Consider the following 13,902-nt stretch of genomic DNA (forward strand, 5'->3'; position numbering starts at 1 on the left):
ATGATACTATTTTTCATTGCTGTACAACTATTTCAACCGTACATCCAGATATACCGAATGACGGCCGTATGTTTCATAAAAAGGTTTGTAAGTAACACCGTCAATTTCGAACTCCAGCTTTTCAGGATCACCTGAAATTGATTTGCTGATGTCTTCTGCATCCAGCGTTACCTTACGCCATTCTTTTCGTGGTCCTTCTTCCTGCGCGGCCAGCAATACCGGTCCGTAGAATAAACTGGCAATATTTTGCTGATCCATTACCGGCTCCAGATAAAAGTGAAATGGCATACGCAGCTCCACTTTATCGCCGTCTTTCCATTTGCGGCTGATAGTAAGGTAAGTTCCCGGTTCTGCTGTTATTTCTTCTTTTTTGCGGTTAACGGTTACAAAAAATCCTTTGGTAGCCCAGTGTGGTACACGTACATTCAAATCGAATTTACCGCTACCGTTAATGGTTAATGTTGTATGGTCTTCTTTTGGGTAAGCAGTTGTTTGTGTAATGGTAATGTCCTTATCTGTCCATTTCAGAATCGACGGCACATAAAGGTTTACATACAAAGCTTTGTTATCGGCACTGTGGAAATAGATCGAGTTCTGCAATTTTGTGTTGCTTTCGATTGCCGTACCGTTACAGCAGGTAAAACCGTCCATGTGTTCGTTGCTAAAATGCTTAACAGAACCCGCACGCAAAGGTACGTGGTAGGTGTTTGCAGGAGTATGCTCATCAACCGACGCCAGAATATGGTTGTACAGCCCGCGCTCGTAATAATCCATCAATTCGGCTTGCTGATTATACAGGAACAGATTGCGGCTTAATTTAAGCATGTTGTAGGTTGCACAGGTTTCGTTTTGTCCGCCTACCGAGAACCCGTTTTCGTAAAGCGTTGCCGGCTGAGTGGTGAAACATTCGGCATTGGCAGGGTTACGGGCTCCTGCCACACCTCCGATACTGTACATGTAATCGCCCGTGGCTTTATTCCAGAAGTTATCGGCAATATTGAAATATTCCGGCTCCTTCGAATCGCGATAAATCTCCAGTGCTCCCATAATTTGCGGAATGTGCTGGTTGGCGTGTAAACCACGGAACATATCTACGTTTTTCGCCAGTCCGTGCGAATGTTCGGAATCGCCAAAAAACAGGCGAATGTTATCGAATAACTTCGCTGTTTCCAGGTAACTTTTATTATTGGTGAGGCGGCTTAAACGTGCCATCGCTTCGTTCATTCCGCCAAATTCGCCGGCAATGTACGTGTTCCAGATGCTGATAAGCGTTTCGGCTGGAACCACACTTAAACGTGCATGCACCCAGTCGCCCATTCCTTCTACAATGTCAAGCGCTTTCTCGTTGCCACTCACTTCATAAATATCCATTAAACCGGCAAATATTTTGTGCAAAGTATAGTAGGGAGCCCAAACTTTATCGTTATCGGTTCCGTATTTTGCGCCGTGTTCCAGCATAATAAACTGATCAGGTGGATAGGCACTGATAAAACCCTTTCCCCAGTTCCAGTAATCGGTGCGGATACCGTCTTCGCTTAAATCCGAATCATAACCTTCCTTTCCCGGTCCGGGAGGAACGGCCAAAGGATCGGATACCGACTCACCTCCGGCAGTTTTAGGAGTTCCTGATAGTTGCGAAAATTCGTACAAGGTATTCACCATGTATTCCATTTTTTCGGCAAACTTAGCCTGGATAGCAGGATCATAAGCCGAACTCGAATAAGCCTGTGCCAATGCGCTCAGGTAGTGTCCGGTGGCATGACCGCGAAGTTTTGTTTCCTGGCTGTCCCAAACGCCCAGTGGTTTGGCTCCCGCAGGTTGTTCCTGACCAAATGCATTGCGGAACATGTACAGGAAATTATCAGGATTGGTTTCCAACAAACCCTTAACGAACTTATCGCGGTTCTCTACAAATTTGGTTTCGTGCTTATGAGCATCTTCTGTTAACTGCACCTCATTCAAATGAAAAGCCTCCAGCGTGCGGTGCGGAGCATGACGATCATGATCGTGTTCAACTACCGTAACAATTGCCGTGGGTTGAATATCGGTTCCGGCAACTCGTCCGGTTACGGTATATTTTCCGGCACTTTGCACTTCACTGTTATCTTCCGGGGCAGGCCAAAGCACACGTACCTCAGGCCCCTCGAAAGTGTCGCTGTAAACGCCTTTTACAAAACGTGGCAATCGCGGCAGAAACCCCACTTCGGTTTCCACTTCAATCGTTTCAACGCCGTTTAAATACTGGGTATACAGCTGTGGTGTTGTTTCCGGAAATTCCTGTAGTTCGGCTTCTTGCCTGTTTCTCATCATCTCTTCTGCCTCCTCTTTGTGCAGGGCACTAAAGTTAATCCATCCAATTTGTCGACGGTTTAAAGGAATACGGTAGATGCGGAAATCGTGCAATTTAGCATCCAGCGAGGTTTCGTTTGCAGCCAGTGATTTCCCGATCACAAACTGATCATTATTTCCTTTGCGGCTATCGAACAGTTGTTTTAGCTCCACCTCAACATCTTCTACTTCGCTCACCATCTCAGCGTTAAGGTAGGTTGTAAACGTTTTTTCAGGAACATTAACAACAACTACTATGTGGTTCCATTTATTTAATGCTGCTGCTTCCGAACTTGCTGTATAACCGGCCACTTGTGCCACGAAACCGTTTTCGCCGGCAGGGGCTGCGCTGAACGTAGATTTATTGTTTTTGCCAAAATCGAAAAGTGGCGCACCGGCTTTGGCCGAACGTAAATTAACCCAGGCCGAAATACTTAGCGACTCCTCGCCTGCCAGCAATTCGCCGGGAATACTTATATACGTTTTTCCGTCGCCGGATAATGCGATTACCTTGCCGAATACTTCGTCGTCGACAAATTCGTAACCGGAACCCCCGATGTTTCCGTGCAGGTTATTTCTCGACCAGTCTTTTACATTTTCTTCCAGCGTATAACGGGCAATTAATCCCGTTTCGCCAATTCCGTCTAAAATCTGATCACCGCTTTGTGCAAATACGCTGTCTGTACCCCAGGCACAAAAGGCAAGTATTATTCCAACGATCGGCTTTACTAAATTCATACTATTTATTTTAAGTTTTTAATGCGATTCGACTATTGCGTCAACTTCGGTTTCAAAATTAGAAAACATGTTGCAATGGCCGATAGATTGGGCTTACCAATACTTGTCTATATGTTCAAATTATTATAACGAATATTCATGCTTATCGGCAAGCTGTAGAAACGCAAGTACTTCGGCGTTTTTTGGTGCCTTGAAAATTGATACATATAGAACGGTTTTTATTAGTTGGCTTTTGGTAAATTTTGGTTTTGGCATGTAATAACAGTCGCTTGTAAGCCGACCTGTTGAATGTTGTTTCTATTTATAAAATTCCTGTTCGTTCACTTTTAGTGTAGTCAGTTCAACCGTATGTCCGTCGGGGTCTTTCGTGTATATCGACTCAAAAAAATAATGATCCTGAATATTAAAATCCAGATCGAGTTCAGCATATCGCTTTTTGGCTTTTTCAAAATTTTCGTTGTTTACATTAAAAGCGAAATGATCTATTTTTACATTTTTTGATGTTGGCTGCAATTCAGGGTCGGTTGTTTTTGCGGGGAATAAGGCAATTCCCGACTTTCCGGCAAGTAAAAAGATGGGGAAATCGCCCCACTCGGGCAATTGATACCGTTTTAGGCCCAACACTTTTTCGTACCATTTTGCCGAAGCTTCTATATCAGCCACCCTAAGCGCTACATGGTCTAAAAATTCAATGGTTATTTCGTTGTTTTTATGCATGTTCTTTTATTTTATACCGGCCAGTTTTCTACGAGTTTGACATGGCAGACCGCTGGATCTTCTTCCTGCCATATTACAATTTGTTGTAGCAGGTTAATTTTATCTCTTTTTGAAATTTATGTTTTAATTAAAAAGAAATTCATTAGATAATTTAATTATACCAAAGTTATAAATACTTCCAGCATAAGTAATTAATATTCCGTCATCAATAGTTTTTGAAACGCATCTATAATCTGCTCCACTATAATTGTCAATTATGTGTAAATTTATTTCATTTCCATTTTGATCAAGAACTAAAATTTTGAGATTATTATTTTGATTAACATATGTACAAATAAAATATTCCATAGAGTAATTGATTATGGTTGATGGACTTGGTTTATTGACGTCTGGACTAAAGTTATCTAATTGTTTAGACCATACAATATTTCCTTCTTGATTAAACCGAATTAAGTTTCCATTATTTCCATTATTTATAATAGCCAAAAATTCGTTATTTGAAATTGCTAAAACACTTAATCCTTTATGATTTTTAGCCCAAACTTTCTCTCCTAATTCATTAAGTTTTATTAAAAAATCTCCATTTCCAGTATAGTTACCTCCTCCAATTGATATAAAATTACCGTCGGTAAGTTTAGTAATTGAAAATGCTTCAGGATAAGATGAGTCATATGGTTTTTCCCAAACCAATTCCCCATTTTGGTTAATCATTCTAAAAAACATTCCACCTGTTCTCCCTGCAATTAAAAAGTTATTACCTTCTCTTAACATATCATTTCCTAACATATCATTATTCATAAAGATTTCATTTTCGACATCACCAGTTTCATTAAAATATATTATGTGAGATGAATTTTGGAAATTATAATGATGTCCACGATAACCTATGTAGCCATTGTCGGTTTTAAATAACTTCTCTATTCCATGTGGTGTATTGGTGTTTTCCATTATTTTAACCCAAACTCTATTTCCATATTTGTCGAATTTCATTATAACATTTTTATTATACGATCCATTATACCTTACTGCACCAGCAATAGTGTAGCTACTATCAATTAATTGAATAGCACTATTCAATGTAAATATAGAATCGTTTGTTTGGTATTGCTTCTGAAATTCAATTGATGATTCTGTTGGAACTTCAATCGGATTGATACCTTCAGGTTCAATTGATTCGCTCGAATCTTTACAATTGAAGCAACTAAAAATGATAATTCCTAAAACAAAACTTCTTAAATAGTTTGTTGTCATAATAATTAATTATATGGTTTGAATCTATGGTTTCTAATATGTTTATGTTCTTCAGTAATTTGCTACAACGGTCACTAGTATGTGGTCGGGCGGTCCCGATGCAATCGGGAGTGTCAGACCCGCAGGAAAGTGGGCGCGAGGTCTGACTTGTCAGACCGCTAAAATCCCCGCCTGCCATGTACAATGTGTTAGCACCAGTTTTTTATTTTTTCAAGCTAAATATTATCATAAAAATAAAGAGTAATAATACCAGCATATTACCTATTACTCCAATCCATTTCTTTTTCTCCTTTGCTTTTTTTAATTCAGTTATTCCTAAAATTACTCCAGCTATGCTTATCCCAAAAGTAATTGTCATCGATATTGCTAATGGAATCTTATTCGCGCCCAATTCCAACATATCCCAGAATGTTGCTATCAGAAATGTTAATCCAATTATTATGAAACTCAAAATGAATAGCTGAAATGATTTCGATTTGTCCATACGATTTATTTTAGTCCTACAATTTCAATGACTTCGCACACAGCAGTCCTGTGAGCACCTTCCATAAAAAATCCTTTTAACCCAAGCTTAATTCTCCTTTTATGGTATTCATTAAAGTCAGTATTCAATATCCACATATTCGCCTTTCCTGTCCATGAATGCAGGGACTTATCCAAGATTACATTACCATTGTCATCTATAAATTCAGGATGAATCATAAATATTCTTTCTGTCATAGGATTATCTCCATAATACATAAAGTCTGACTTATATCTTTGTGAAGGTGGACCTGTCTTTCGACCTCCTTCTTCTTCCGTAAGAAACCTGTACTTCACGATGAAATCGCAAGGACGTTTTCTAATTTGTTCATATGGTGTGTGTTGTTCCATTTAAATTGGTGGTAACGGTCACTTGTATGTGGTCGGGCGGTCCCGATGCAATCGGGAGTGTCAGACCCGCAGGAAAGTGGGCGCAAGGTCTGACTTGTCAGACCGCTAAAACCCCCGCCTGCCATATTACAAATTGTTACCAACCGTTTTTATTTTTTTAAATGTTTTGAATTTCCCATTCCAATCTATTCCATCATTGTTCACAATTTCTAAAAACTTGAAATTACCGCTTTGAGTTAAACAAAGTTCATATGCAATTTCATTCACAAGACTGTCCACGAAAAATGAAGTCTTGCTTCCTAATATCTCAGTCGATATTATAGTTGATTTGTATATCTCTATTTGATTATCCAATTCAAAGTTGACATAAATTCCAACACCTGTATATTCTCGTTCCGAGACATTCAACCTCGACAATTGTTCTTTCAACTCAGGGAAAGAGGATGAATTAGCCTCAATTATTTCTTCAATTAATGATATTTCTAAATGATTTAAAGTCATGTTGTTTAAATGGTTGGTAACGTACGTGTATGTTGCAATGCAACATACATATTATTTAGCCTGCACTGCTGTAAAACTTTAATAATGTTTGTATTAACATTGAAAAGCGGGCCGATTTTTGTTTTTATTTTTGCAAGAGTCGGGTTCAATGTATTCGGTAATTTTGGTTTTAATTCTTTAAAAATAACAGATTTTTTGTAAAACATTAGCTTTGGGAGTACCCTCTACCCCTCGTATATAACGAGGGCTTATAATTTTGTCGTTTTTAACGACTACTGGTAGCATTACAAATGCGAATATGTACTCCTCGTTGCAAACGAGGGGTAGTAGAACAGTGATGAATCGTGCCGGGATGAATGAGGTCATTGTCCGCTACCGGAATATAGCCATCAAAACTGTCATTGCGAGGGAGGAACGAATGAAGCAATCACACGGTTTTAATCCAACGAGTATACCTCGTCAACATATCGTAACGCGCACATCAGGTACATGCCCCGCTCGAAATACCGTAGAATATGGCTTTCAAACTCCATTACATCATCGATGTAATGCGCATTAAATACGCCTTTCATTGTTTCGTGAACCGCCAGCTTAAATTGCAGATCCTTTTTTTCGCGTTCATAATCTTCCCGGATAATCTCGTCCCAAAATTCATCGCCTGCAGCAGGGTAAGTACTTTTTAATTCCTGGCAACGTTTGTCGTATTTTGGTTTTAATTTATCAATCGTGTCAACCGGATAAAGATCGGCCATCGGTCCGCCACTTCTGTTTAAAGAGTCACAATTATTGTATTCCTCCCAGATTTCGCCAATGTACTTTTCGCCAAGTTTGAACAACAAAGGCTTGTATTTGGCCGGGTTCTCAGCCATTTCAGGCCAATATTCAAACACGACAGAAGTTAATGCAGGAGGAAGCTCCAGACTAAACCCTTTGTACCGATTCGCGTAAAGCTTCTCCATTTCGTCCATCCGGCGAATTAGATTTTCATAATCTTCAAGTCCCATATCTTGTTACTTTAAAGGATTAATTTCCTTACAAGTTAGGGCAGAATAAGTAAAAATCAAACTTTCCGTTCGAGCACAAAAACGCCACACACGTCTTCGCTGTCGTAGGTTGAGCCAATGATTTGGGTTTCGGTAATGCGGTGTGTTTCGAAAGTATTGGGCAGGTAACTGATTTCGCGGCCGTTTTGCAGGGCTTTTACTTCAACGCTCTCCAGCAGTAGTTTCCCGTCGGCCAGGGTGCCTTTTACCTTTTCGGTAACCTGAATGCTGTAGTTGTTTTTCACCTCTTCGGTAAACGAAAATATGCCACTAACCTCGTCGCCGGTTTGGATTAGCTCCACCTCTCCTACTGAATTTCCGTATTCAAAATCTTCGTTGTATGTCCAGTTCCCTGAAATATTCATCGTTGTAATTTTGCGCAAACTTAGCAAATTTCCGGTTTGTGGGAAGAAACTATTACGGCACTAAGTCCGATCTCTGCCCCTCGGTTACAACGAGGGCTAATATTTTGTCGTTTGTACCGACTACTGCTGTATTACAAATGCAAAGATGTTTTACCCCTCGTTGCAAACGTGGGATAGTTGAGATCAAAAGACAACAGCTGCTATTCGTCCGGGGGGGACTATCTGGCTTCGATCGGCGTACTTCGCCGGACGATTTCCTTTTGGTCATTTCATCCCGGCGCTTACACACCGGGTTATTTACTTTCGACGCTTTCAGCGCCATAAAACGTCTGAAATTCCGGCACCGTTGGGCAATCAACTCGTCGTAACTTTATAATTCTACACAATGTCCCGAAGGGATAAAATATGAGTAACCACGGGCGAAACCCGGGGTTGATGTGAAAGTAAACAGAGGCGCAATTAATAAGTTATTCAAGGCACAATCGTTGTATGCGCCTCGTAATCTGACTCTTTTTATAGAGCCCCCTACTCAAATAATCAATTCTGAATTTTCAATCCTCAATTTCCATCATTCTCTTTTATTGGTAATTTCTGATTGGATATTGGATAATTTACATTTTGTACTAGCTAGTTTCCCTTTACCCCTCGTTCAAACGAGGGGCATCAGAATCGTTATGTACAATCGATGTTTTTGGCTGATTCGCTTTACTGCAAAGTTTGTTTCGGTATTTCCAATACCGCTTTTAACGCTGGTTTGGCTTTCTTCTGCCTGTCGAAAAGAAGCGGATAGTTTGTTCTGCCGGGGATGGGGTACCCGTTTTTCCACGACATATCGTCCTGCACTCCCCACAGGGTTACCCGGTCAATTTTGTCGCGTTTGTTGTAAAAAATCCGGAACAGCTCCTCGTACCTTTCGGTTAGCTGTTGCTGCACCTCTTCGGGCAGCCCGTCTTTATAGGGGTCGAGGAATTCCTCAAATTCTTCCAGCTGAAACTGAGGGTGGCTCATCACCTGTCCGATAATCTGCCCCTCTTTGGTCAGGGGGAGAACATCTACATCCAGTTCGGTGATCATAACTTTTACACCTAATGAGGCAAAGGTGTCGATGGCTGCTTCGATGTATTCATTTTTTGGGAAATTCAGGCCCCAGTGTGCCTGTATGCCAACCCCGTCGATCCTGACTCCTTCTTTTTTCAACATCCGCACCAGGCGGGCTATGCCGTCTCTTTTTGTCGGTCGCCAGGCATTAAAATCGTTGTAATACAGTTCGGTATCCGGGGCATATTGGTTGGCATATTGAAAGGCATATTTTACCAGTGTATCACCGTCGCCAACTGCATTTACCCAGGTGGTAGGACGATACGATCCATCGTTATCAATCACTTCGTTCACCACATCCCAGGCATGTACGCGCCCGGCATACCTTCCGGCTACTGCTTCGATGTGGCTGCGCATACGCTCGATCTGTTCCTGCGGAGTATTGGGATTACCCTCAGGATTCACAAAAAACCATTCAGGAGTCTGGTTGTGCCAAACCAGGGTATGCCCCACGATGAACATGCCGTTTTTTTCACCAAATTCCACAATCCGGTCGGCCGGTTCAAAATTATAAACTCCGGGACGAGGGTTTATGGGAGCCGCTTTCATCGAATTCTCGGGCGTGATGGTATTAAACTGACTGGTTATGATGTTCCGGGCGGCCGTATCTCTCTCGGAAATTACAAGTCCGTTAACGGCACTACCGAGTTTAAATGCACCCGCATAGGCTTCTTTTAAACTTTCAGGGGCAGCTTGCCCGTTGGTTTGTTCTGATTTTTTTTGAGCACACGATGAAATCAGGAAAAAACTTAAAATAAGAAGAATCGCATTTTTCATGGATTGGAATTTACTTTGGTTATTTAGAGTAGTTAAATTAGAAAAAAGATTTGTTCTTTCCTGAAAAGCAGGAAAAATATAAACTCCGGATAAAAATATTTAATGACACGAATTGGAAATTACTTTTCCGTTGATACGTGAAAGGTAGCTTGCCTACTCTAGCCCTCGTTTGTAACGAGGGATTATTATTTTGTCGTTTTTAACGACCACTTTTAGCATTACAAATGCGAAAATACCTTACCCCTCGTTACAAACGAGGGGTAGTATAGTTAGAGTAAAGTCACCAAAAATTAATAGCAAAATTTGGTGCAACGTTTTTTTAACTCACCCTGATTGTGCCTTCGACACAATCGTCCCTCTCTTTTTGAAAAGAGAGGGAATGAGGGAGAGTTAGCTGTAAATTGTATTGCTTTCAGTTCTATTGGTGATTACGGAAATACATAAATATTTTACTTCCGAAACTTATACCCCAGCGAAAACATAAACGAACGGTTGCGCATTGTTACATCGGGGTTGGCTTTGGGTGCAACGTTATTCAACGCAAAATGAGCGGTGAACTCAATCAAAAACGAATTAAACTCAAAACCTCCGCCAACGCCCAAACCTAATCCCAGGCGCTGCAAATCGTCGTCCTCATCGGGTCCCCACACCATGTCCCTGCCGTTTTCCGACTTTATTTTGCCGCTAAGGCCAATGCCAAGGTAAGGGCCACACATTCCGTACAATTTTATGTCGTTTACATTGGTATACAATTTCCCAAACACAGGAATATCGAGGTACCACAGGTTGACTTTCGAGCTGGCACTGTACCACATATCGTCAACGGTCTCCGGCTGATTTACTTTTATGCCTTTTGTGGTCATTAACAGCGCCGTTTCAATACCCGCACCTTCGTTAATTCCCCATTCAAATGTTGGCCCAAAGTGAAATCCCGATCTCATATCCAAGGGTTCGGTTAAAATTTCACCGTTTGTTTCAATCAACATATCCGACAAGGTATATCCGGCTTTTATTCCAATGGTTTGTGCCAGCAAACCAACTGAAAAGAAAGTAAAAGCAAGCATTGCTACTAACCGGGTAAACGTTTTCATAACTTTCGATTTTGGCTTATAGCATTCTATACGTGCCGGAATCGATATATGTTTTGGTGTAGAATAAAGCGCGATGAACCAGCAGGAACACAAGCATATGAATATCGTTTCACGCAAAGGAATGAAGAAGCACAACAATCGCAGAGGTTTTTAACTCATTACAACGTTTAACTTAATTGCTTAGCGAAAAGCTTAGCAATCTTAGGGTGATTGATCTGATTATTGCAACGAGAGTAATTTGCATAAAAAAAGGTCGCTTGATAAGCGACCTCTCCTGTTCAATTTCGTATTTAATACTTAGTCTTTAATAACAGTTAAAACGGGTTTTAACGAATAGCTTCCGTTTCCTTTGTCAACTACCGACTGTTCAGCATCAAAGTCGAGCATCATACTAAATGTTTCGCCATCGGCAATCGAGTCGTGTACATTTACTTTCAGCCCTGATTGCTGTCCCGAAGGCGTATCCATATCCACAGTATCGTTTTCACCAATCACAAGCTGGTTGTTTTCGCCCAGTATCAAACGTATTTGCGACAGGTAACCAGCCGGAATTTCGTCATCAGATAACTGAATACTAACACCGTTCATTAACTCCAGCAAATCGATCTGTCCCATGGTATCCAGTTCCAGATCCATCCATTTGCCTTCAGTTGTATCGGCATCGTTCACATTAATTCGCAGGCCCTGGATATCAACAAGTACTTTGCTGTATTCTGCCGGGGCATCGGTTAAGTTTACTTTTAAGGTACCGTTTCCGGCCTTGTTGTCGTCGTCGCTGCAAGCCACAAAAAATGTTGCTGCAATAATAAATACTGTAATAAATTTCTTCATGATGGTTTTGTGTTTATTAAAAAATATAACGCAAATTATTGAAAAATGTTGAGAACATCAACATTTCAACAGCTAAGATGATTCAGCTAACCTGTTCCCGACAACACATTCAACAACTTACTGCAACCGCCATTTCGTATATATTCAGAGTGCTCTTCTGCTGTAGCAAATGTCTTTCCGCATATCTTACTACAGTGTACCTCTCCCCTGTTTTCCATCAGAAAATCGAGCATCTTCTGTTCCACTCCGGGGACGATAAACCTTACCTCACCAGGATTCTCACGAAACCACTTTTCGGCACCCAGATAAACAGCAGCGCCAAGTGCGCCACAGGCATTGCCACTCAATCCTATTCCGCCGGCAAAACCGGCCAGCATCATTGCTTTTTCTTTGTCGGCACCCATTTTTTCGGCCACAATACTGGCACAACTTACAATGGGCATGTCAGAACTTTCGGGCGTTAAAGCCAGGCTTCGTTCTGCCGTTGTCACTGCTTCGGGTGCCCAACGGCCTATCAAGCGGGCACAATTCAGCGGTTTCCCGCTTATAAAAAATTTAATTTGCCCCAGCACAGATTTTTGGTTACAGTTTGTAATATCGCGGCAATTCACACTTGATTTTCTTTGGTTAAATGAATCAACCAGATCACGGGCGGTTGAAATAGCCAGCGAAGTGGCAGCGTTTGGGTCTTTCGTTCTTCGGTTGGCCTCGGCACCGGCAGCAAGAGCAGCTCCCCAAAGCATTCCGCATTGGTGCCCCTCTTGCAAAATTCCGCCACATAATGGCCCGGTTGCCTTCTCAACTTCACTGTCGCGCTGTCCGAAATTTTTATTTACCACCGCAAATAGTGCCCCGGTGCACCCCAGTTTAAACAGGAGGCTGCGGGCTTCTTTTCTGGTTGAACAGGTGTTTTTCATTTTATAAAATCGTTTTGGATTGCTTTGCGGGAAGTAACAGACCATCAGCGATGTTATTTCGAATGAGGTACGAATGAGAAATCTGTTTCAATTGTTAGAGATTTCTCCTCATTCTTCGTCGAAATGACATTAAAGTCTGTTTCAATCTTTTTCATTTTTTTAGGTTATTTAAACTTACATTTCAATCGAAGACATAATATACTCACGCACCAGCTTAAACAACTTCGATTTACCGGCCCAGTTTCCGCTGGTAAATACCACGGTCATATCCAGCTCGGGGAAAACCATAATTACCTGTCCGCCCCAGCCATTGGCACGATACATTTTTATGTTTTTGCCACTGTGGTACAAATCGCTTTGCCACCAGGTGTAGCCGTATCCGTTTTTACCCGAATCTTCAATAGGGAGATTTATCCCAACATTGTTATTGTAAACGGTTGAGCTTTTTGCCACCCATTCGGCAGACAGAATGCGCTCGCCGTTCCACATTCCGTTATCGAGGTATGTAACTCCCAGTTTCAGCATATCGCGGGGAGTAACACTCAAAGAACTGGCTGCTTCAACAACTACTCCATCCGAATATTTCATCCACGTACCTTCTTTAATTCCCAGCGGTTCGAACAAGTATTTTTTCGAAAATTCGTCGAGATTTAGGCCGGTTGCGTTTCTTAAAATCTCACCAAGAATAACAATACCACCGCCGTTGTAGGTAAAAAATGTTCCGGGTTCGGCCCACCATTCACGATCTAAAACACAAGTTACCGGGTCGTTACAATCGAAATACAAACGATCCATGTCGTTGGCCGATTCTGTACCGTGCGCGGCGCTCCATTCGTCCCAGGCCAATCCCGAAGTCATGGTAAGCAGATGTTCGATAGTAATGTATTCGCGGTTATTGGTTTTCAGATGCTGATGTTCGGGCAGGTAATCAAAAATCGACTGATCTACACTTTCGATAAAACCTTTATCGATGGCGATTCCGATACATGCCGACACAAAACTTTTTGTTACCGACATCACACTGTGCATGGTTTCCGGACCGTATTCCACGTACTCGCCATGGTAATAAGGTTTGTCCCATGCATACAAATGGCCAGGGAAATACTGTTCAACAACCAGTTTATCATTTTTGTAGATCAACATGGAGTGAATTTCACCAAATTTCCCTGCGTAGATTTTCCGGATAGCATCCTGAATAAAACGTTCATCAATATTGGCGTCAACCGGTGTGCCAACATGAATTCCGTCGTTCATTTCTGCCGGAGGAGTTAGAACAACCTCCTCCCTTTTTTTATTGTTACACGAGCTGGCTCCCAATACTGCCTGCAGTATTACCAATATGAGTAACATTCTTCCGATAAGCAGTTTCATG

General features: G+C 41.5%; 13 protein-coding genes. All 13 read right to left on the minus strand.

The genetic code is table 11. The features are described 5' to 3' along the window. Nucleotides 1–27: 27 nt before the first annotated feature. Nucleotides 28–3,066: a beta-L-arabinofuranosidase domain-containing protein gene (locus LH29_RS21490; protein WP_045033385.1), complete on the minus strand. Its 3,039-nt coding sequence runs from the start codon at nucleotides 3,064–3,066 to the stop codon at nucleotides 28–30. A 297-nt stretch (nucleotides 3,067–3,363) separates the two neighbouring features. Then, nucleotides 3,364–3,783, minus strand: a complete 420-nt coding sequence (locus LH29_RS21495; protein ID WP_045033386.1) for a VOC family protein — start codon at nucleotides 3,781–3,783, stop codon at nucleotides 3,364–3,366. 123 nt (nucleotides 3,784–3,906) lie between these two features. Next, nucleotides 3,907–5,034, minus strand: coding sequence for a hypothetical protein (locus LH29_RS21500; protein ID WP_045033387.1), 1,128 nt, complete (start codon nucleotides 5,032–5,034; stop codon nucleotides 3,907–3,909). A 202-nt stretch (nucleotides 5,035–5,236) separates the two neighbouring features. Next, the gene (locus tag LH29_RS21505; RefSeq protein WP_045033388.1) at nucleotides 5,237–5,518 is read right to left on the minus strand and encodes a hypothetical protein; all 282 of its coding nucleotides are present in this window, start codon (nucleotides 5,516–5,518) and stop codon (nucleotides 5,237–5,239) included. Nucleotides 5,519–5,523: 5 nt separating this feature from the next. Beyond that, nucleotides 5,524–5,907, minus strand: a complete 384-nt coding sequence (locus tag LH29_RS24855) for a hypothetical protein (protein WP_045033389.1) — start codon at nucleotides 5,905–5,907, stop codon at nucleotides 5,524–5,526. 126 nt (nucleotides 5,908–6,033) lie between these two features. Next, the gene (locus LH29_RS21515; RefSeq protein ID WP_045033390.1) at nucleotides 6,034–6,408 is read right to left on the minus strand and encodes a hypothetical protein; all 375 of its coding nucleotides are present in this window, start codon (nucleotides 6,406–6,408) and stop codon (nucleotides 6,034–6,036) included. A 437-nt stretch (nucleotides 6,409–6,845) separates the two neighbouring features. Beyond that, nucleotides 6,846–7,412: a hypothetical protein gene (locus LH29_RS21525; protein WP_045033392.1), complete on the minus strand. Its 567-nt coding sequence runs from the start codon at nucleotides 7,410–7,412 to the stop codon at nucleotides 6,846–6,848. A gap of 56 nt (nucleotides 7,413–7,468) precedes the next feature. Further along, a complete protein-coding gene (locus LH29_RS21530) occupies nucleotides 7,469–7,816 on the minus strand; it encodes a hypothetical protein (RefSeq protein WP_045033393.1) in 348 nt (115 codons plus the stop codon). 705 nt (nucleotides 7,817–8,521) lie between these two features. Then, a complete protein-coding gene (locus LH29_RS21535) occupies nucleotides 8,522–9,691 on the minus strand; it encodes an endo-1,4-beta-xylanase (RefSeq protein ID WP_082063896.1) in 1,170 nt (389 codons plus the stop codon). Between the two features lie 449 nt (nucleotides 9,692–10,140). Further along, the gene (locus LH29_RS24140) at nucleotides 10,141–10,782 is read right to left on the minus strand and encodes a porin family protein (protein ID WP_082063897.1); all 642 of its coding nucleotides are present in this window, start codon (nucleotides 10,780–10,782) and stop codon (nucleotides 10,141–10,143) included. Nucleotides 10,783–11,079: 297 nt separating this feature from the next. Then, nucleotides 11,080–11,613, minus strand: coding sequence for a DUF4382 domain-containing protein (locus LH29_RS21545; protein WP_052671161.1), 534 nt, complete (start codon nucleotides 11,611–11,613; stop codon nucleotides 11,080–11,082). A gap of 86 nt (nucleotides 11,614–11,699) precedes the next feature. Further along, complete coding sequence (locus LH29_RS21550; protein WP_045033394.1) at nucleotides 11,700–12,530, minus strand: C-GCAxxG-C-C family protein; 831 nt, start codon at nucleotides 12,528–12,530, stop codon at nucleotides 11,700–11,702. Between the two features lie 174 nt (nucleotides 12,531–12,704). After that, on the minus strand, nucleotides 12,705–13,901 hold the full coding sequence (locus tag LH29_RS21555; protein ID WP_052671162.1) for a serine hydrolase domain-containing protein: 1,197 nt from the start codon (nucleotides 13,899–13,901) through the stop codon (nucleotides 12,705–12,707). Between the last annotated feature and the right edge of the window lies 1 nt (nucleotide 13,902).

This window comes from Draconibacterium sediminis, from assembly GCF_000949475.1.
GTDB lineage: Bacteria > Bacteroidota > Bacteroidia > Bacteroidales > Prolixibacteraceae > Draconibacterium > Draconibacterium sediminis.

Bases quoted from the DNA above. Each gene is read 5' to 3' on its own strand.
- LH29_RS21550 (WP_045033394.1), bottom strand. From the start codon at position 12,530: ATGAAAAACACCTGTTCAACCAGAAAAGAAGCCCGCAGCCTCCTGTTT.
- LH29_RS21505 (WP_045033388.1), bottom strand. From the start codon at position 5,518: ATGGACAAATCGAAATCATTTCAGCTATTCATTTTGAGTTTCATAATA.
- LH29_RS21495 (WP_045033386.1), bottom strand. From the start codon at position 3,783: ATGCATAAAAACAACGAAATAACCATTGAATTTTTAGACCATGTAGCG.
- LH29_RS21515 (WP_045033390.1), bottom strand. From the start codon at position 6,408: ATGACTTTAAATCATTTAGAAATATCATTAATTGAAGAAATAATTGAG.
- LH29_RS24140 (WP_082063897.1), bottom strand. From the start codon at position 10,782: ATGAAAACGTTTACCCGGTTAGTAGCAATGCTTGCTTTTACTTTCTTT.
- LH29_RS21525 (WP_045033392.1), bottom strand. From the start codon at position 7,412: ATGGGACTTGAAGATTATGAAAATCTAATTCGCCGGATGGACGAAATG.
- LH29_RS24855 (WP_045033389.1), bottom strand. From the start codon at position 5,907: ATGGAACAACACACACCATATGAACAAATTAGAAAACGTCCTTGCGAT.
- LH29_RS21530 (WP_045033393.1), bottom strand. From the start codon at position 7,816: ATGAATATTTCAGGGAACTGGACATACAACGAAGATTTTGAATACGGA.
- LH29_RS21545 (WP_052671161.1), bottom strand. From the start codon at position 11,613: ATGAAGAAATTTATTACAGTATTTATTATTGCAGCAACATTTTTTGTG.
- LH29_RS21535 (WP_082063896.1), bottom strand. From the start codon at position 9,691: ATGAAAAATGCGATTCTTCTTATTTTAAGTTTTTTCCTGATTTCATCG.
- LH29_RS21500 (WP_045033387.1), bottom strand. From the start codon at position 5,034: ATGACAACAAACTATTTAAGAAGTTTTGTTTTAGGAATTATCATTTTT.
- LH29_RS21490 (WP_045033385.1), bottom strand. From the start codon at position 3,066: ATGAATTTAGTAAAGCCGATCGTTGGAATAATACTTGCCTTTTGTGCC.
- LH29_RS21555 (WP_052671162.1), bottom strand. From the start codon at position 13,901: ATGAAACTGCTTATCGGAAGAATGTTACTCATATTGGTAATACTGCAG.